The sequence below is a fragment of the Pseudomonas sp. PA-7-1E genome, from assembly GCF_021605325.1.
GTDB classification, from domain to species: Bacteria; Pseudomonadota; Gammaproteobacteria; order Pseudomonadales; family Pseudomonadaceae; genus Aquipseudomonas; species Aquipseudomonas fluorescens_BV.
Genome location: NZ_WKFA01000064.1, coordinates 13,661 through 32,447 on the forward strand (window position 1 = coordinate 13,661; position 18,787 = coordinate 32,447).

The following is an 18,787-nucleotide window of genomic DNA, read 5'->3' on the forward strand; positions in this document are numbered from 1 at the left end:
TACCCATGCAACATTTTGAACCCGATACCCTGGTCCGTAATCCGGTCGGCAACCCTGTCGTCGCCAGCGTCAGCGTGAATGGCGATGCTCGCAGTGTGTGGAATGTCGTCGGAGATTTCGCCGGTTTCGCGAAGTTTATTCCGGCCTTGTCCCATATCGAGATGACGGGCGAGGGCGTGCGCTCGGTACGCAAGAAGCTGTTCAAGGACGGCAATGTCGTGATTGAGCAACTCAACAGCCATGACGATCAAGCCATGACCATGACCTGGTCGCTGATCTACACCTCGCTGAACATCGGTAACCTGTGGGCGCTGATAGAGGTGGTGCCACAAGGCCCGAACCAGAGCCTGGCGACCTGGACCATCATTGGCCAGCCCTACACGGGCGGCAAGGAAGACGTACCGGCGTTCGAAGCTTTCCTGCAAGGCTTTGCCGATGATGCGATGAAGAACGTACAGGCGCTCTTCAACTGACATAGGAAGAGCAGGCAGTGGCTGATTCCGTGGCGAGGGAGCTTGCTCCCGTTGGGGCGCGAAGCGACCCTGAGAATAGGACTGCTGCGCAGTCCATCGGGAGCAAGCTCCCTCGCCACAGAAGCGTTCTGCTGTTTTAAGCGTTAGTTGATGGCCTGATCAATCCCCGCCTGCAAGGCCTGGCTTTCACTGTGCCCACCCGCTCGCAGCGGGCCCAGGTTGAAGGCTTGGTCATTGCGTGTGGCGTCGTCGTGTTTCTGGGTCAGTTCGTCCTTGGCACCCAGGGCCAGGTTGACCGGTGACTTCGAAACGTTCAGCCCGACATCGGCGCGGTAGTCGCTGCCGGCCAGTGTGGTTGCCGTCACCTTGGAGCCACCCAGCTCAACCTTGCCATTGGGCGCACTGATCCGCGCGCCCGTAAGCTGGGTATCACCCTTGACCTGCAGGTTGACGCCGTGGCTCGCGCGAATGCCTGACGCCTGGGTGACGCTGTCCTTGGCCACATGGCTGACATCCAGATACAGAGTCGGGGTGTAGCTGGTGTTGCCGCTCTTGTCGCCGAACAACACGCTTTCGGCGGTATTGGCCACCTTGCTGCCGGTGGTGTCTTTGCCACTGACGGTGTAGCTGTCGCTGGTTTTTGGCCAGACCTTATCCTTGAAGCCAGACAAGCGCGTGCCCAGGGCATCGGTCTTGTCTGCCAGGTATGCCTTGGCCTTGTCCACGCGGGTACCGAAGGCGCCACGGGGTTCCGGGTTCACATCGTAGCTGCCACTGCGAGTGAGTTTTTCGCCCAAGCGTTCCTTGGCATTGACCACGCTGTTGACCACGCTGTCCTTGGCCGAAGCCAGGTGCCCGGTGCCTTTGTCGACGACGTTCTCCAGCTTGTCGCGATGCTTGTCGAACGCGCCTTCAGCCTTGGCTTGTACCTTGTCCTTCAATGGGCCGCTGGCTTTGGCCAGCTTATCCACCACCCCCGGCTGGTTTTTCTCGACATCCAGCCTGGCGTCGACATTCACCTGGGTGCTGTTGACCTGGTCCTTGCGGCTTTCGACGACGAGGTCGCCGCCCACCGTGCCATGTACCTTGTTGGCGTCGATACGCGCTCCGGCCAGATGGGTATCGCCGGCACTGTTGAGGGTGACGTCACCCGCTGTGATCAGGCTGTTGTGCTGGGTGGTACCTTGCAAGTGATCCACATCGACCTTGGCCCGCGCATTGATGCCGCGCTGGGTCTTGGGTGTCTCATGTTCACCGGCGTCGGCCAAGGTGGTTTTGCCGACGCTGCCCCCTGCGCCCAGGGTGACGCCCCAGTTGCCACGGGCCTGGTTCGATTGCGCAGACTCTTGCAGGATGCCTCCGTTTTGCGCATCCAGGCTAACGCTGGCTGCGCTGACCTGAGTGCCCTGCAAGTGGATGGCATCGGTTGCATCAGCGCCGCTGGCGAGGCTGACCTTGCCGCTGCTGTGCAATTGCCCGACGACGGCGCTCTGGTCGTTTTCCGCCACTTTGCCAATATTGAAATTGGCGCTGAGGCTGCCGGTCTTGCTGCTGCTTTCGGCGCTGCTGGTCTTGCCGGCACCGAGGGTCAGGCCGCCGCCCAGGTTACTGCCGTTGCTGACGTGGCTATCGGTGGCGGCTTGCAGGTTTAGCTTGCCGCCGGCATTGAGGCTGATATCGCCAGCCTTCGCGCCCGTACTGCCGATCTGCGTGCCTTGCAGGGTCATGTCAGCGCCGCTGCTGAGCTTGACGGGGCCGCTGCCCTGGATGGTTGCGACCTGGGCCTGGCTGTCCTGGGTGTCCAGGCGCTTGTTATCCAACTGCACGCCGGCACCGAGGTTGACGTTGCTGCCATTGGCGCCGGGCGCGGTGCCCACCGTCAGTGAGCCGTTGCCGCGCAGCGTGCTGCTGTTTTTACTCTGGGTGTTGGTGGCCTGGTTGAGCGCCAGCTCACCGCCGGTCTTGAGGTTGACCCCGGCCTGGCCGCCGTCGAACTGGCTGCCTTCATAACGGGCATCGCCCTTGGCGTCGATGCTCACGCCTTGGCTGGCCACATAGCTGCCGACCACCGCCGTGCTGCTGGACTCGCGCACATCGCTGCTGCCGCCCAGGCCACTGCCGCGCACATTCAGGTCTTCACCGGTGGTGGTATAGACTCGCACGCCAGCCTTGGCGTCCACGCCTTGCTCGCTGCTGCTGTGGGTGTTGGCCGCTGCGGTAGCAACGTGCTCGCCCGCCTTGATGTTCAGCCCGCCCTCGGTGGCGCGGTACTGGGTGCCCTCGTCCTGCAAGGTGCTGGCCGCATTGACCTGCACCGTGGCGCCACTGAACTGGCTGACCACGGCGGTGCTGTCCTGCGTTGTGCCGGTTTTGTTCGTGTGCCCGACTTCCACATCCAGGCCGACATTGGGTTGCTCGAATGCATCCAGCAAACCGGGCTGATGGAACTTGGCCTGGGCCACGCCCTCGACGGCTTTTTCGATCGGGCGGGTAATGCCTTTGTATTCCACATTGGCGCCAACATCGGCGGTCCAGCCGTTTTCCTTGTGGGTGCTGGTCTCGGTGGAATGGGCCGCCTGGTTGTCGATCTGGCCAGCGTTGACCTGCAGCCCGGCGCCGGCCTTGGCCTGTGCACCCTCGCTGGTGAAGGTGTTGCCAGCGTTGATGGTCAGCTTGCCGGCCGCGGCCACGGTGCTGGTTTGCGCAGTGGTTTTTTCAGCGGTGTCTTGGCTGCTTTGGTGGCTGAACTGAGCGCCACTGCCTGCCCGATCAATGCCGCCGGTGTAGTAGAAACTGCCGCCGGTGGCGGTTTTGTCGACGGCTTCGGTGCGCTTGTCGTGGGCGGCCAACAGCTCGACGTTTTTGCCGCTCAGGCTCGCATCGCCTTCGGTGGCCTGGAGGTTGGACCCGGTGATGCTGACATCGCCTGCGGCGTTAACCGCCACACTGGCGCCTTTAAGGCTGGAAGCCTGTTGTTGCGTGGTGTCGGTCTGGCGGGTTTGCTGCTGGTCTTCATAACTCAGGCCCGCACGGTACTGGCGGCTGACACCCTCGGTTTCCTTGGCGTAGCCATCGAAGCCACGGCTATGGGTGCGAGTGGTTTCGTGGGTGGTGTTCTCGGCGGCAACGACCTTGATATCGCCCTTGGCATCCGCTTGCAGTTCACCCGCGGCGGACACCTGGGAGCCACTGACGGTGATGTCCTTGGCACTTTCCAGCTTGAGGTTGCTGTCCGAGCGCAGGTTGCTGGCAACCACGGTGCTGTCCTTGAGGTTCTTGCGGCTTTCGTCCTTGGAGATACCGAAGAACTTGCTGTCATTGCTGTAGCGGTTGTCGTGGGAGGTGTCCTGGACGCCGTCGATCACCAGCGAGCCTTTGTCGCTGATGACGCTGGCCTGTTTGCCGCCTCGGGCCTGGCTGCCGCTGATGCGCACGTCGTCGGCCTTGACGATCAGCTTGCCGTCGGCGTTGACCTTGCTACCAGTGTTCGACGTCTTGCCCTGGTTACCGTCGCCTTGCTTGCCGAAGAAGCTGCCACCGGTGAGGTCGCCGGAGTAGGCATTGTCGCTGCTGCTCTGGGTACGGCTGGCGCTGGCGATTTCCACGTGCCGGGCGGCCAGTTGAATATCGCCGGGGGTTTTCAGCTCGGCGCCTTGCAATTGCAGCTTCTGTTGGCTGGTCAGCTCCAGTGTCTTTCCGGCCTTGAGGCTGCTGGTGATGCTGCGTTGTTCGCTGCTGGATTTATCCCAGTTGGCTTTCCACAGGTGCTTGCGATGGTTGCCCTGGTCGCGGGTTTCATGGGTTTCGGTGGCGGCGTTAACGTGCAGGTTGGCACCGCTGTCGACGCGCAGAGTGTTGCCCGCTTCCACATGGCTGGCTTTGATCTCGGTGTTGGCACCGGAAGACAGCGCCGCATCCTGTTGCGCCACAACCTTGTTGCCGTGCTGGCGCGAGTCTTTGTCGGTGGTGGTGCGGTCGTAGGTTTCGTAGGTGAACAGGAAGTTGCTGTTGTTCCACTGTTCACGCTTTTCCTGGAGCTTGCGGCTTTCCAGGCTGCTGAGGGTCAGGTTGCGGCTGGCGTCGAGTTTGACGTTGCGCCCGCTGACGTCGGTGGCGGCCAGGTTCAGGTCCTTGGCGCTGTGCAAGTCGATATCGCCCTGGCGGCTGTGCACGCCAGCGCGAGTGGCGTCGAGGCTGTCGGCGCGCACCTGGCCGCTGATATCAAGGTCGCCGGCCGAACTGATCTTCACCCCGTCAGTGCCTTGCACCTGCACGCCGCCCACGCGTACACCGGCGCCTTCGGCGGTGCTGATGATGTTGATGCGCCCGGCCTGCATGGCGCCGAACAGGCGCGCGTCGATGCGTTGGTCCTGGGTCTTGCTGGCCGGGTCCACCTGGCGTACCTGCCCGCTGGCGAAATCGACCTGGTTGCTGCCGACGGTGAGGTTCAATTGATCGCGGGCACTGAGGCGACCTTCGCTGTCGATGCGCGGCGCGATCAGGTTGATGGACCCTTCGCGGTTGTGCAGGCCCTGGCCTTGCACTGTCAGTTGGCCGTTGGCATCGCGGGTGCTCAAGGCTTGCAGCTTGCCGTCGTTGAGTTCAGGGCGGCCCACCACCAGGTTGGCATTGGGCGTGTTGATGAAACTGCCGCCATTCACCGAAATACCGTTAGGGTTGGCCAGCACGTAATCGGCCGCCTGGCCGAAAATCTCCTGGGCGCCGTTGAGGGTCGAGGCGTTGCGGCTGATCACTTCGTTGAGGATCACGCTCGCCGCCTGGCCCTGGAACTGCGGGTTGGCCGCCAGTTGCCCGGCAAGTTGGGACTGGCCAGCTTGCAAGGCGTTGTTCAACACCAGGCCCTGGCGGTCGACGTTGTAATCCAGGAACTGGTTATGGGACAGGCCACCGGCGTTCGGCGCGACGATGTTGACGATGGGGACGCCGCCCTGGTTTTGCAGCTGCGGCGTACCGCCAGGGCCTTCGACGACGGTCAAGCCTGCGGCGAGCGCGAGCTGCGGCAGCAGGAAGAGACTAGCGATGGCCCAGCGCAGTTTGCCCTGGGGTGAAAGGTGGAAGCTATGTGAAGTAGTCGGCATAAATAATCTCGCTCTGTGTTGGCTGATCCACGACGCGCGTTGTTCGTTGCAACGCTGCTGGGGTGGTCAGGTACGGCGGTGACTCAGGCTAAAAACAGGTATTGGCTCATCGGTGCACACTCATATCTGCAAGCTAAGGCGCGTCAGCCAGACCTCCGGCTCCTGGCGAAAACCTGTGGGGGTGTTGAGGTTGCGTTGGTAGTCGATGTCGAGCTGTACGTTCTTCCAGCTCAGGTTGAGCCCCGCGCTGGCGCCGCTCAGGCGTTGGCTCTGGGCGCCGTGTTCGTGCTTGACCCAGCCGTTGTCCAGGCCCAGGCGCGGGGTGAGCTTCACCGGCAAGTCAGTGTTGAGCGGCAGGCGCAAGGTGTTGCGCCAGACTGCGCCAATGGCACCGGAACTACTGTTTTCGCGGTAGCCGCGCACGGCCGAGTCGTCGGTGATCAGCAACTGTTCGATGGCGGGCAACGCATCCGGGCTGTACTGCACCGACAACTGGCTCTGCCACTGCCATGGCTGCGCTGCCCATTGGCCGTTGCGCCATTGGGTGAGGTTGGCGCGGTACTTTTGAAACTGCGCCTTGGGCCGGTTTTTCTGCACCTGGTCGGCATCGCGATCGGCGCCGAACCAGGTCAGGCCCTGGGCGTAATTGACGTCCAGGTTCCACACCGCGCTGTTGAGCCAGAACAGGTTCAGGCCCGCTTCGGCTACGGTCAGCGTGGGGCTTTGGATGTCCAGGTGTACCTTCTGTAGGTAGCTGTCGACGTCTTTGTAGGCCAGTTGCAGGTTGGCGCTGAGTTGGTGGCCCTGGTCGCGCCACAACACACGGTCGCTACGCAGGCTGACCTGATCGGTGCGGCCACTGTTGTAAAACGTGGTGCGGCTGAGTTTGAACGGCGAGCGGTATTCGGCATGGCTGGCGAACAGGCTGTAGGTCCAGTAACCGTAGGGGATCGAGTAGAACAGGCTGTGGCTGCGGCTGTAGCGCGGCCCATGGTTGAGCGTGTCGCTGAAGCTCAGGTTGAGCGAGTCGTTGATTTGCAGCGGGCTGTCCAGGCTCAAGTTGATCACATTGCGATCACGCCCGGTGCCGGCGCTGCCGAGGTTATCCACCCCCAGGCCCAGGGCCCAGCGCGAGGCACTGCTGCGCGAGCGCAGGATGATGCGCGACGCGCCCGCGGTGCTGCCTGGGGCGACGTCGGCGGTGAGGTCCACCGAGCGCAGGCGGTTGAGCTGGTCCAGGCCCTGTTCCAGATCTCGCAGGTTCAGTGGCTTGCCGAGCATCCCGGGGAATGCCCCACCCAATGACACCGGCAGGCTCTGGTCGGCCAGTTCGATGGCCTCCAGGTAGCCTTCTTCGACGTGAATATCCAGCGGTTGCCCGGCGGCGGGCGCGCTGATCAGGTAGGGGCGGCTGGCGATATAACCGGCCTCGACATACAGCCGCGTAATCTCGGCCAGCAGGCGGTTGATCTGGGTGACGCCCATGCAAGGCGCCACGTAGGGCTCGATGTGTTTGTCCAACTCGGCACGGCTGAACAGCGTGACCCCGGCCAGGCGCGTACCGCTCAAGGGCCAGCAGCGTTCGTCCTTGGCGATGTCTGTTGGCAAGGCCGGTGTGGCCGCTGGCGTACCGAAACTGCCACGTTGCATCTGGCGTTGGCGCTGCTCCAATTGTAATTGCTGCAGGTCGCGTTGCTGTTGCTGTTGCAAGCGCAGGGCTTCCTGGCCTGGCTGCGGCGCCTCGGCGCCAGCCACGGGCAGCGCCCACAGGCAGAGCAGGGCAATGCCCAGGTTCCGGGTACAACTCAAGTGTCCGGTTGAGAGCTGATTTGGCACTCGACATCCTTAACGTAGAAATACACACGATCCACACCGCACGAGCTAAACCTTGAACTCAGCGCAGACTTGCCCCACTTGAGTGAGTGCTGAACGGTTTGTTACATCGCCGTAGGATTTATTGCACATTCTGTAAGAAAAATCGTGTGATGTAGTGCTCAAATGCACAAATTCAGTGCGCGAATGGGCGTCTCAGCCCAAAAATCCTGATTTTTCAGGAGGCGGGAGGGGGCGGCGCGGTTTTGATTGTTGTCTGGGCTTCACCTAATCGGCGTGCCGCGGCGAGGAACTGAGTACCTTGCCCGGTTGCCAGATTAGGCTTTTGAATCCATTGGATATTCTGTAGCCTTGCGCAGCTTTAAGCTGTACCCGTGCTTGATGAACAAAAACACTTCGTCCGGCGGCGCCCGAAGGGCTCCTGAGCCGGTGGTACACTCGACTTTCGCGCTACTGCGCCTGCAGGTCTTGCGAACATGACGCACATTTCCGAACGCCTACTGGTTCAAGCTCACCTCGACGCCAAGCAGCCCAAGGTTCTCAGCGCTGCCGAAGAGGCGAGCCTGCGAACCGCCATTGCCGCCGAGCTCAAGGCTCAGGACGCGGTGCTGGTTGCCCACTTTTATTGCGACCCGGTGATTCAGGCCCTGGCCGAAGAAACCGGTGGTTGTGTTTCCGATTCCCTGGAGATGGCGCGCTTCGGCGCCGCTCACCCGGCCAAAACCGTACTGGTGGCTGGCGTGCGCTTCATGGGCGAGACCGCCAAGATCCTTACGCCTGAAAAACGTATCCTGATGCCTACCCTGGAAGCCACGTGCTCCCTGGACCTGGGTTGCCCGGTGGATGAATTTTCCGCGTTCTGCGATCAGCACCCCGAGCGCACCGTGGTGGTCTATGCCAACACCTCGGCGGCGGTCAAAGCTCGGGCGGATTGGGTGGTGACTTCCAGCTGCGCGCTGGAAATTGTCGAAAGCCTGATGGACAACGGCGAGACCATTATCTGGGGCCCGGACAAACACCTGGGCACCTACATCCAGCGCCAGACCGGTGCCGATATGCTGCTGTGGGACGGTGCCTGCATCGTCCACGAAGAATTCAAGTCCAAGCAGCTCGAAGATATGAAGGCGCTGTACCCGGATGCGGCAATCCTGGTGCACCCGGAGTCACCGACTTCGGTGATCGAATTGGCTGACGCGGTGGGTTCCACAAGCCAACTGATCGCTGCGGCGCAACGCTTGCCGAACAAGACCTTTATCGTCGCGACCGACCGCGGCATCTTCTACAAGATGCAGCAGTTGTGCCCGGACAAAGTCTTTGTCGAAGCGCCTACCGCCGGTAACGGTGCAGCCTGTCGCAGTTGCGCGCACTGCCCGTGGATGGCAATGAACACACTGGAGCGTACGTTGCAGTGTTTGCGTGAGGGCAGTAATGAGATCTTCGTGGAACCGGCGGTGATTCCGCAGGCGGTACGACCGCTCAAGCGCATGCTCGACTTTACCCAGGCTGCACGGTTGAAACTGGCCGGCAACGCCTGAACACAAATCAAAATGTGGGAGCAGGCAAGCCAGCTCCCACAGTTGATCTGTGATGCGCTTGAGTTACTTCTTTTGCTTCGGGATCCGCACCAACTGCGTATCCGAATAGATGTCATGCCAGCTGCGTTTGTGTTTATCGAACAACGACCAGATAAATCCCAACCCCACGCACAGCCATGACGCAATCGACACCACAAAACGCAGCAGTGCCTGCCACAGGCTGATCCGCGACCCGTCGGCGTTTTGCACGCGCACGCCCCACACCTGCATGCCCAGGGTTTGCCCCGAATGAGTCCAGAACTTGGCGAAGAACCCGAAGAGCACGAACAGCAGGATCGTGGACAGCAACGGGTCACCGTCCAGCGCGCCGGATTCGGTGAGCGTGCGCATCTTCGCTTCGCCCACGAAGGCGATCCACACCAGCTTGTAGATAAAAGCGGTGACGATCAGCAGTGCGGTACATAAAAGAAAGTCGTAGAACATCGCTGCCAGGCGGCGGCCCAGGCCAACGGCGGGGAATTCGCCCTGGGGGCTCAACAGGGGTTTGGACATGGCAGGGCTCTCTGGAGAAAGCACGCAGTTTACGCAATGGCGCCCATAAAAAAGCCCCTGATGTCATATCAGGGGCTTTTTGTCGCAGGTAAGGGTCAGGCTTCTGCGTGGACTTCGTCAGCCTGCATGCCTTTCTGGCCCTGCACAGCGACGAAAGTCACTTTCTGGCCTTCCTTCAGGCTCTTGAAGCCATTGCCCTGAATAGCGCGGAAATGCACGAACAGATCCGGGCCGCTTTCAGGAGTGATAAAACCAAAGCCTTTTTCGTCGTTGAACCACTTGACGGTACCGCTCTGACGCTCAGCCATTTTCTTCTTTCCTTTGACGCTAAAAATTAATGACAGCCCCTTTCAAACGAAAGAGTACTGGGCTGGGTTGCAGGAAAGTAAGAGACGTCGAACGGGTTGTAGCAAACTACTTGAGCTACTGCCCAGGTCCAGGTTCCAAGCGACCCATGCAAACACAGTGGGCAAACTCTACGCCAACTAATATGAAAAAAACAAGCCCTTGTGCAGGCCCTGATTTTACTGGGGCTCATGACACTTTGTTGAATGTTCTGATACTGGCTTATTCGATAGATCTATTCACTTGTTATAGGGCCTCAGCTATAAAAAGCCTATCGTGAATGCACTGTTTTATGGCGGTTGCGTTACAGTTTAGTGCACGTTAACGCAACCGCGTTACTTATAGAAACAGTCAATCAGCCACGGTAGTAACGTTGCGGAACAAATGGCATTTTACTTACACGCAGTGGCACCTTTTTCCCACGTACCATTGCGCAAACTTCGGTATCCAGTGCGACAAATGCGCTGTCCAGGTAACCCATTGCCAGAGGGCCGCCCAAGGTTGGACCAAAGCCCCCGCTGCAGACGCTGCCGATAACCGTACCTTGTGCATCGACAATTTCAGCGCCTTCACGCACCGGGGTACGCTCCTGCGGCAGCAGGCCTACGCGTTTGCGCGCCACACCGGTTTGCTGCTGAGTGAAGATGCGGTCGGCGCCAGGGAAGCCGCCGGCCCGTGCGCCATCGGCACGCCGAGCCTTGGAAATCGCCCACAGCAGGCTGGCTTCGATTGGCGTGGTGTCGGTGTTCATGTCGTGGCCGTACAAACACAAGCCGGCTTCCAGGCGTAGCGAATCGCGAGCGCCCAGGCCGATCGCCTGCACTTCGGTTTCGGCCAGCAGGCTGCGGGCCAGGCTCTCGGCATTGGCGGCCGGCACGGAGATTTCAAAACCGTCTTCACCGGTGTAGCCGGAGCGGCTGACGTAGCAGTCCACGCCCAGCAAACGCAGGGTGGCGAATTGCATGAAGGTCATCTGAGTGACTTCAGGGGCCAGGCGCGCCAATACTTTCACTGCCGCAGGGCCTTGCAGGGCCAGCAGGGCGCGTTCTTCGAACAGCGGTTCGATGGTGCATTGGTCGCCGATATGTGTACGCAGGTGCGCCAGGTCCTGGTCCTTGCAGGCGGCGTTGACCACCAGGAACAATTCGTCGTTGCCCAGGTTGGCGACCATCAGGTCGTCGAGGATGCCGCCTTGCTCATTGGTGAACATCGCATAGCGCTGCATGCCTACTGGCAGGTCGATGATATCGACGGGCACCAGGGTCTCCAGAGCCTTGGCGGCATTCGCGCCAGTGAGACGAATCTGGCCCATGTGGGAGACGTCGAACAACCCGGCCTGTTCACGGGTATGCAGGTGTTCCTTCATCACGCCCAATGGATACTGCACCGGCATGTCGTAGCCGGCGAAGGGCACCATGCGTGCGCCCAGTTCCAGGTGCAGGGCATGCAATGGGGTTTTCAACAGGGTTTCGGTGGACATATTCAACTCCTGAAAAACGTGCCGACGCGCTTGTGGGCGTCAGCACTCGATAATGTTGACCGCCAAACCGCCACGGGCGGTTTCCTTGTATTTGCTTTTCATGTCGGCGCCCGTCTGGCGCATGGTGCGGATGACCTTGTCGAGGGACACAAAGTGCTGCCCGTCGCCACGCAGGGCCATGCGCACCGCATTGATCGCCTTCACCGAGCCCATGGCATTGCGCTCGATGCACGGCACCTGCACCAGCCCGCCAATTGGGTCGCAGGTCAGGCCGAGGTTGTGTTCCATACCGATCTCGGCGGCGTTTTCCACTTGGGACACGCTGCCGCCCAGCACTTCGCAGAGTGCGCCTGCGGCCATGGAACAGGCCACGCCGACTTCGCCCTGGCAACCGACTTCGGCGCCTGAGATCGAAGCGTTTTCCTTGTACAAAATGCCGATGGCGGCCGCGGTGAGCAAAAAGCGCACTACGCCGTCTTCGTTCGCGCCGGGGATAAAACGCATGTAGTAATGCAGCACGGCGGGAATGATCCCGGCCGCGCCGTTGGTGGGCGCGGTGACCACGCGCCCGCCATTGGCGTTTTCTTCGTTGACCGCCAGCGCATACAGGTTGACCCAATCGAGCACCGACAGCGGGTCGCGCAGCGCCGACTCCGGGTTCTTGCACAACTGCCTGTGCAAGGCCGCTGCCCGGCGCTTGACCTTCAAGCCTCCGGGCAAGATGCCTTCGTTGCGACAGCCGGCATCGACGCAATCCTGCATGACCTGCCAGATCTTCAACAAACCGCTGCGGGTTTCGGCTTCCGGGCGCCAGGCACTTTCATTGGTCAGCATCACCTGGCTGATAGACAGGCCATAGGTGGTGCAGTGGCCGAGCAAGTCCTTGGCGTGTTTGAACGGGAAGGTCAGGGGGGTAGCGTCTTCGACGATACGGTCGGCGCCCGCCGCGTCTTCATCCACCACGAAACCGCCACCGACCGAGTAGTACTCGCGGCTGCGGGTCTGGATGCCGGCGGCGTCAAAGGCACGAAAGATCATGCCGTTGGGATGATAGGCAAGGGGCTTGCGGATCATCGCCAGGTGTTCTTTCTCGTTGAACGCAATGCTGTGTTCGCCGAGCAGGTTGAGGCGCCCGTCACTGCGCATCTGCGCCAGGCGTGCTGCCACGGTTTCGGTATTCACGGTGTCCGGGTGTTCGCCTTCCAGGCCCAGCAACACAGCCTTGTCGCTGCCGTGGCCTTTGCCGGTGGCGCCCAGTGATCCGTAGAGTTCCACCTTGATGCCGGCGGTGGCCTCCAGCAGGTTGTCACGCTTGAGCCCCTCGACGAATCGAGCGGCGGCACGCATCGGGCCGACGGTGTGGGAACTGGAGGGGCCGATGCCAATCTTGAACAGGTCGAACACGCTAAGGGACATGGTTGTTCTCCGGTTTCTTATTATTTTCTGAAAGCCGACTCGGTCAATGTGGGAGCCGGGCTTGCCCGCGATAACGGTGGGTCAGGCAACATCACTGTCGGCTGATACACCGCTATCGCAGGCAAGCCAGCTCCCACACTGGCCGCGTATCTCTCGTCAGATCAGGCGTAGCTCTCGATAGAAGGGCACGCACACACCAGGTTGCGATCGCCAAACACGTTGTCGACCCGGCCAACCGGTGGCCAGTACTTGCTTTCGATCAACGACGCTACCGGGTACACCGCTTGTTCACGGCTGTATGGGTGGCTCCATTCTCCCACCAGTTCCGCAGCCGTGTGCGGCGCGTTCTTGAGGGGGTTGTCGTCTTTGTCGAGGGTGCCGTTTTCTACCGCGCGGATCTCTTCGCGGATGGCGATCATGGCGTCGCAGAAGCGGTCCAGCTCTTCCTTGGATTCACTTTCGGTGGGCTCGATCATCAAGGTGCCGGCCACCGGGAACGACATGGTCGGCGCATGGAAACCAAAATCGATCAGGCGCTTGGCCACGTCGTCCACGCTGATGCCGCTGCTGTCTTTCAACGGGCGCAGGTCCAGGATGCATTCGTGGGCCACCAGGCCATTGCTGCCGGTGTACAGCACCGGGTAGTGCTCTTCCAGGCGACGGGAAATGTAGTTGGCATTCAGGATCGCCAACTGCGACGCACGCTTGAGGCCGGCGCCGCCCATCATGCTGATGTACATCCAGGTGATCGGCAGAATGCTCGCGCTGCCGAACGGCGCAGCGCACACCGCGCCTTCCTTGCGTTCCATGGCGGCGTGGCCGGGCAGGAATGGCGTGAGGTGCGACTTGACGCCAATCGGGCCAACGCCCGGGCCGCCACCGCCGTGGGGAATGCAGAAGGTTTTGTGCAGGTTCAGGTGGGACACATCGCCGCCGAACTTGCCCGGTGCGCACAGGCCGACCATGGCGTTCATGTTGGCGCCGTCGATGTACACCTGGCCGCCGTTGTCATGAATGATCCCGCAGATTTCGCGAATACCTTCCTCGAACACGCCGTGGGTAGAGGGGTAGGTGATCATCAGTGCTGCGAGGTGCTCGCGGTGCTCGATGGCCTTGGCGCGCAGGTCTTCGATGTCGACGTTGCCGCGTGCATCGCAAGCGGTGACCACCACGCGCATGCCGGCCATGTTGGCGGTCGCAGGGTTGGTACCGTGGGCTGATGACGGGATCAGGCAGATGTCGCGACGTTCTTCGCCACGGCTCTGGTGATAGGCACGGATGGCCAAGAGGCCGGCGTACTCACCCTGGGAACCGGCGTTGGGTTGCAGGGAGATCGCGTCGTAACCGGTGGCCGCGCAGAGCATGGCTTCCAGTTCGCTGGTCAGTTGCTGGTAGCCGGCGCTTTGCGCGGCGGGGGCGAACGGGTGCAGGGCACCGAATTCGGCCCAGGTCACCGGGATCATTTCGCTGGCGGCGTTGAGCTTCATGGTGCACGAGCCCAGCGGGATCATGGTGCGGTCCAGGGCCAGGTCCTTGTCGGCCAGCTTGCGCAGGTAGCGCATCAGCTCGGTTTCCGAGTGATAACGGTTGAACACCGGGTGGCTGAGGATCGGCGACTGGCGCAGCAAGGCGCTCGGCAGGGTGCTTTCGGTTGCAGCAAAGGCTGGCAGGGTTTTGCCGTCGGCGAAGATGGCCCACAAGGCTTGGATATCGGCCTGGGTGGTGGTTTCGTCGACCGACAGGCCAACGCGTTCGCCATCCACCACGCGCAAGTTGATGCGCTGGGCGCGGGCCTTGTCGTGCAGGGCTGCGGTGTGGGCGCCGGTGTGGATTGTCAGGGTGTCGAAGAAGTGTGCCTGCTCGACTTTCTGGCCCAGGGCAGTCAAACCCTTGGCCAGGATCGCGGTCAGTTGGTGAATGCGCTGGGCGATCTGCGTCAGGCCCTTGGGGCCGTGGTACACGGCGTACATGCTGGCGATATTGGCCAGCAGCACTTGCGCGGTGCAGATGTTGCTGGTGGCTTTCTCGCGGCGGATATGTTGCTCGCGGGTTTGCATGGCCAGGCGCAGGGCCGGCTTGCCGAAGCGGTCGACGGAAACACCGACCAGACGGCCTGGCATGTCGCGCTTGAACGCATCCTTGGTGGAGAAGTACGCCGCGTGCGGGCCACCGAAGCCCAGTGGCACGCCAAAGCGTTGTGCGCTGCCAATGGCGACGTCGGCGCCGAATTCACCCGGCGGCGTCAGCAGGGTCAGGGCCAGCAGGTCGGCGGCCACGGCGACCAGTGCGTTGGCGGCGTGGAAACGTTCGGTCAGTTCGCGATAGTCGAACACATCGCCGTTGCTGGCCGGGTATTGCAGCAGGGCGCCGAAGAACGGGCTGACGTCGGTCAGTTCGCGCTCATCGCCCACTACTACATCGATGCCCAGTGGTTCGGCGCGAGTGCGCAGGACGTCGAGGGTTTGTGGGTGGCTGTGCACCGAAGCGAAGAACGCGTTGCTGCTTTTGTTCTTGCTCAGGCGCTTGCAGAAGGTCATGGCTTCGGCGGCGGCCGTGGCTTCGTCGAGCAGGGAGGCGTTGGCAATCGGCAGGCCGGTGAGGTCGCTGATCAGGGTCTGGAAATTCAGCAGGGCTTCCAGGCGGCCTTGGGAAATCTCGGGTTGATACGGCGTGTAGGCGGTGTACCAGGCCGGGTTTTCCAGCAGGTTGCGTAGGATCGGCGACGGCGTATGGCAGTTGTAGTAGCCCTGGCCGATGTAGGTCTTGAACAGTTGGTTCTGGCTGGCGATGGCCTTGATCTTGGCCAGGGCCTCGGCTTCGCTCAGGCCGTCTTCCAGGCCGAGCACGCTGGTGCCCTTGATGCTTTCCGGGATGACGCTGGCGCTCAGGGCTTCGAGGGAATCAAACCCCAGGCTGGCGAGCATTTGCTGCTCATCTTCCTGGCGCGGGCCGATGTGGCGGGCGATGAATTCGTTGGCGGTGGTCAGATTAACGGTCATGGCGCGCTCCTCAAGCTTCAGCGTTGGCTTTGATCAGGCGGTCGTACGCATCCTGATCCAACAGCTTAGCCACTGCATCGGCATCGGCGGGTTTAAAGCGGAAGAACCAGCCTTCGCCCATCGGGTCTTCGTTGACCAGTTCCGGGCTGCCATCGAGCTTGTCGTTGACTTCGAGGACTTCACCGTCCAACGGCATGTACACACCACTGGCGGCCTTGACCGACTCCACGGTGGAGGCTTCGGCGCCCTTGGTATAAGCCTGCAACTCTGGCAGTTGCACGAAAACCACATCACCCAGCGCATTCTGCGCAAAAGCGGTGATACCCACGGTGACGCTGCCATCGGCTTCGGCGCGCAGCCATTCGTGATCTTCAGTGAAACGCAACTCGCTCATGGAAACTCCTCAGGGCCAGAATCGTCTGGTGGACGGGATTGGAATAATGAGGAGTTGCTTAGCAATATTGCGGCCAACGTTATTAAGCCGTTATAAATCAATGGGTTAATAAATTTCGCTATAAAGTCCGAGCAGTGAGCTGTAGCGTTTTCGCTACAGTCGAGTGCGTGAAAAAAAGCCTATGTGGATCAAAGCCTTGCATGGCACGCAAAAAACAGGGCTGTAGCGATATCGTTACGCTGTAGCGCTTTCAGTACACGGAATGTCGTTCTCAGACCAAATCTGTAATGCGGTTTCTGTGGGGGCTTGCCTGCGATAGCGGTCTACCCGTCACTAAGGAGTTGGATGACCCGACGCTATCGCAGGCAAGCCAGCTCCCACAGTTGAACCGCGTTTATTCCGTCAGGGTTTGTTGGGAATGCCGTATTTGCGCAGGCGATGGGCGATAGCCGTGTGGGAGGTTTGTAGCCGGCTGGCCAGTTGGCGGGTCGAGGGGTAGCGGCTGTAGAGGCTTTCCAGCAGGCTGCGCTCGAAATCTTCCACGGCCTGTTCCAGGCTGTCGACTTCACCATCGCTCTGGCGCGCCACGGAGGTGCCGGCGATGTCCAGGTCACCGATGTCCACCAGGCTGCTTTCGCAGATGGCGGCAGCGCGGAAGATCACGTTTTGCAACTGCCGCACGTTGCCCGGCCAGTGGTTGCCCAGCAGGGCTGGATAGGTACCCGGCGCCAGGCGGCAGACCGGGCGCTGGATCTGCGCGCAGGCTTGCTGCATGAAGTAGCGCGCCAGCAGCAGGATGTCCTGGCCGCGTTCACGCAAGGGCGGCACGGCGACGTTGAGCACGTTGAGGCGGTAAAACAGGTCTTCGCGAAAGGTGCCTTCGCTGACCATCTTTTCCAGGTCGCGGTGGGTGGCGCTGAGGATGCGCACATTGACCTTCACTTCGCGGTCGCCACCCACGCGGCGAAAGCTGCCGTCATTGAGAAAACGCAGCAGCTTGGCTTGCAGGTACGGCGACATCTCACCGATCTCATCGAGGAACACCGTGCCCTGGTTGGCCAGCTCCATCAGCCCCGGTTTGCCACCGCGTTGCGCGCCGGTAAAGGCGCCAGGGGCATAGCCGAACAATTCACTTTCGGCGAGATTTTCCGGCAGTGCCGCGCAGTTCAATGCCAGAAACGGCGCACTGTGGCGCGCACTGATGGCGTGGCAGGCGCGGGCCACCAGCTCTTTGCCGGTACCGGTTTCGCCCTGGATCAGCAGCGGTGCATCCAGTGCCGCCACCCGTTGCGCCCGCGCCTTGAGCGTGCGGATCGCCGGGGACTCGCCCAGCAGCGCATCAAACCCTTCGGCATGGTCATGGTGCAGCGCCGACAGTTGTTCGCCGATGCGGTTGGGCTGGTAGAGGGTGAGCAGGGCGCCGGCGTCGGTGATCGGCGTGGCGCCCAGCAGCAGGGTTTGGCCGTTGACGCTGATCTCGCGCAACGGCAAGCGAAAGCCCTGGTCCAGCAAGGTTTCCAGCAAGGCCGGATCATCGAACAGCTCGGCGATGCTCTCACCGGCCGGTTCACGCCCGTACAAGGCGATCAGCGCCGGATTGGCCAGCAGGATCTTGCCTGCACTGTCCAGGGCCAGCACCGGGTCGGTCATGGCCGCCAGCAGGGCGTCGAGTTGCAAGTGGCGACGCTGGCCCGGAAGGATGTCGACGACCTTTACCGCCTGCACGCCGTGCACGCTGAACAACGCATCGCGCAGTTCTTCAAGCACCTCGGCGCTGAGGGTCGGCGCATCGATATAGACATTGGGCGGCACCATTTCCACCGCATCCAGATTGAGATTGCGCCCACCGAGCAAGGCCAGGACTTCCTGGGTGATGCCGACGCGGTCGATGAAGCTGACGTGGATACGCATGGGGCGGATCTTGATTCTGGAGTGCTGAGGGTGGCCAGTATGCCTTGGAGCCGGTGGAGATCAAAATGTGGGAGCTGGCTTGCCTGCGATGGCGGTGGGTCAGTTACCGAAAATATCGTCTGACAGGTCGCTATCGCAGGCAAGCCAGCTCCCACATTCGATTGGGGAGCAGGTTATTCCAGGTGTTCGGGTTTGACCGGGTCGCCGGATTTCATATCCAACTGCTGGCGCACATCCTCAAACATCAGGTCGTAATGCTTGTGCTGTGAACCGACGCTGCTATGGGTCTTGGGAATGCCGTATTTTTCGACAATCTTGGTCACATTGCTGGCGAAGTTATAGGCCTGGTCCTTGGGCAGGAAAAAGGTTTCCTTCATGTCCTTGCCCTGGATGCTGCCATGCAGGGTGAACTGCATGCCTTTGCCTTCGCGGTCATCCGTGACGACTTCGTAGTCCAGGCACAGGTCGTAGCTGACATCGTCCTTGTTCAGCGCGTGTCGCTCGATATGCAAGTGGCCGGGTTCAAAGATAGCCATAGGCGTTTCTCCTCAACTTCACAGGTAGGTGATGCCAGGTTTTGCCGTGCTGATGCGCGTGCCGGCGCTGCCCTGGACGATGGCTTCGATGTCCGAGAGTGAACCGATCACCGCGGTTTTGCCAGTCTGACGGGCGAACTCGCAGGCGGCTTGTACCTTGGGGCCCATGGAGCCGGCGGCGAAGCCGAGTTTTTCCATATCGTCGGGGTGGGCC

At 61.2% G+C, this 18,787-nt stretch carries 12 protein-coding genes and 1 pseudogene; 2 read left to right on the top strand and 11 right to left on the bottom strand.

Annotated features, from left to right (window positions below; translation table 11 throughout):
- Positions 1–5: 5 nt before the first annotated feature.
- Positions 6–473 carry an SRPBCC family protein gene (locus GIW79_RS25640; RefSeq protein WP_236454404.1) on the top strand — a complete coding sequence of 156 codons (468 nt, stop codon included), beginning with the start codon at positions 6–8 and terminating at the stop codon, positions 471–473.
- Positions 474–616: 143 nt separating this feature from the next.
- Here GIW79_RS25640 and GIW79_RS25645 read toward each other — a convergent pair whose 3' ends face one another.
- The gene (locus GIW79_RS25645; RefSeq protein WP_200583306.1) at positions 617–5,572 is read right to left on the bottom strand and encodes a hemagglutinin repeat-containing protein; all 4,956 of its coding nucleotides are present in this window, start codon (positions 5,570–5,572) and stop codon (positions 617–619) included.
- A 120-nt stretch (positions 5,573–5,692) separates the two neighbouring features.
- Positions 5,693–7,408 carry a ShlB/FhaC/HecB family hemolysin secretion/activation protein gene (locus GIW79_RS25650; protein WP_072448460.1) on the bottom strand — a complete coding sequence of 572 codons (1,716 nt, stop codon included), beginning with the start codon at positions 7,406–7,408 and terminating at the stop codon, positions 5,693–5,695.
- 473 nt (positions 7,409–7,881) lie between these two features.
- On the opposite strand from GIW79_RS25650, the gene nadA reads away from it, so the two are divergent.
- Positions 7,882–8,940 (top strand): quinolinate synthase NadA, encoded by a 1,059-nt coding sequence (gene nadA / locus GIW79_RS25655; protein WP_003193840.1) that lies wholly within the window; start codon positions 7,882–7,884, stop codon positions 8,938–8,940.
- A gap of 63 nt (positions 8,941–9,003) precedes the next feature.
- On the opposite strand, the gene GIW79_RS25660 is transcribed toward nadA, so the two are convergent.
- The 9 genes and pseudogenes from GIW79_RS25660 to GIW79_RS25700 all read right to left on the bottom strand — a co-directional run.
- Positions 9,004–9,492: an RDD family protein gene (locus GIW79_RS25660; protein ID WP_034128556.1), complete on the bottom strand. Its 489-nt coding sequence runs from the start codon at positions 9,490–9,492 to the stop codon at positions 9,004–9,006.
- A gap of 95 nt (positions 9,493–9,587) precedes the next feature.
- Positions 9,588–9,800 carry a cold-shock protein gene (locus tag GIW79_RS25665; RefSeq protein ID WP_034128555.1) on the bottom strand — a complete coding sequence of 71 codons (213 nt, stop codon included), beginning with the start codon at positions 9,798–9,800 and terminating at the stop codon, positions 9,588–9,590.
- A 392-nt stretch (positions 9,801–10,192) separates the two neighbouring features.
- Positions 10,193–11,317: a glycine cleavage system aminomethyltransferase GcvT gene (gene gcvT, locus GIW79_RS25670; RefSeq protein ID WP_054898393.1), complete on the bottom strand. Its 1,125-nt coding sequence runs from the start codon at positions 11,315–11,317 to the stop codon at positions 10,193–10,195.
- A 39-nt stretch (positions 11,318–11,356) separates the two neighbouring features.
- Positions 11,357–12,733: an L-serine ammonia-lyase gene (locus GIW79_RS25675; protein ID WP_236454406.1), complete on the bottom strand. Its 1,377-nt coding sequence runs from the start codon at positions 12,731–12,733 to the stop codon at positions 11,357–11,359.
- A gap of 161 nt (positions 12,734–12,894) precedes the next feature.
- Positions 12,895–15,732 (bottom strand): aminomethyl-transferring glycine dehydrogenase, encoded by a 2,838-nt coding sequence (gene gcvP, locus GIW79_RS25680; RefSeq protein ID WP_054918484.1) that lies wholly within the window; start codon positions 15,730–15,732, stop codon positions 12,895–12,897.
- A 10-nt stretch (positions 15,733–15,742) separates the two neighbouring features.
- A complete protein-coding gene (gcvH, locus tag GIW79_RS25685) occupies positions 15,743–16,126 on the bottom strand; it encodes a glycine cleavage system protein GcvH (RefSeq protein WP_014719698.1) in 384 nt (127 codons plus the stop codon).
- 402 nt (positions 16,127–16,528) lie between these two features.
- The gene (locus tag GIW79_RS25690; protein ID WP_003193823.1) at positions 16,529–18,037 is read right to left on the bottom strand and encodes a sigma-54-dependent transcriptional regulator; all 1,509 of its coding nucleotides are present in this window, start codon (positions 18,035–18,037) and stop codon (positions 16,529–16,531) included.
- Between the two features lie 173 nt (positions 18,038–18,210).
- Positions 18,211–18,573: a DUF5064 family protein gene (locus tag GIW79_RS25695; RefSeq protein ID WP_057975114.1), complete on the bottom strand. Its 363-nt coding sequence runs from the start codon at positions 18,571–18,573 to the stop codon at positions 18,211–18,213.
- Positions 18,574–18,591: 18 nt separating this feature from the next.
- A pseudogene (locus tag GIW79_RS25700) lies at positions 18,592–18,787 on the bottom strand (carbamate kinase); the annotation flags it as partial.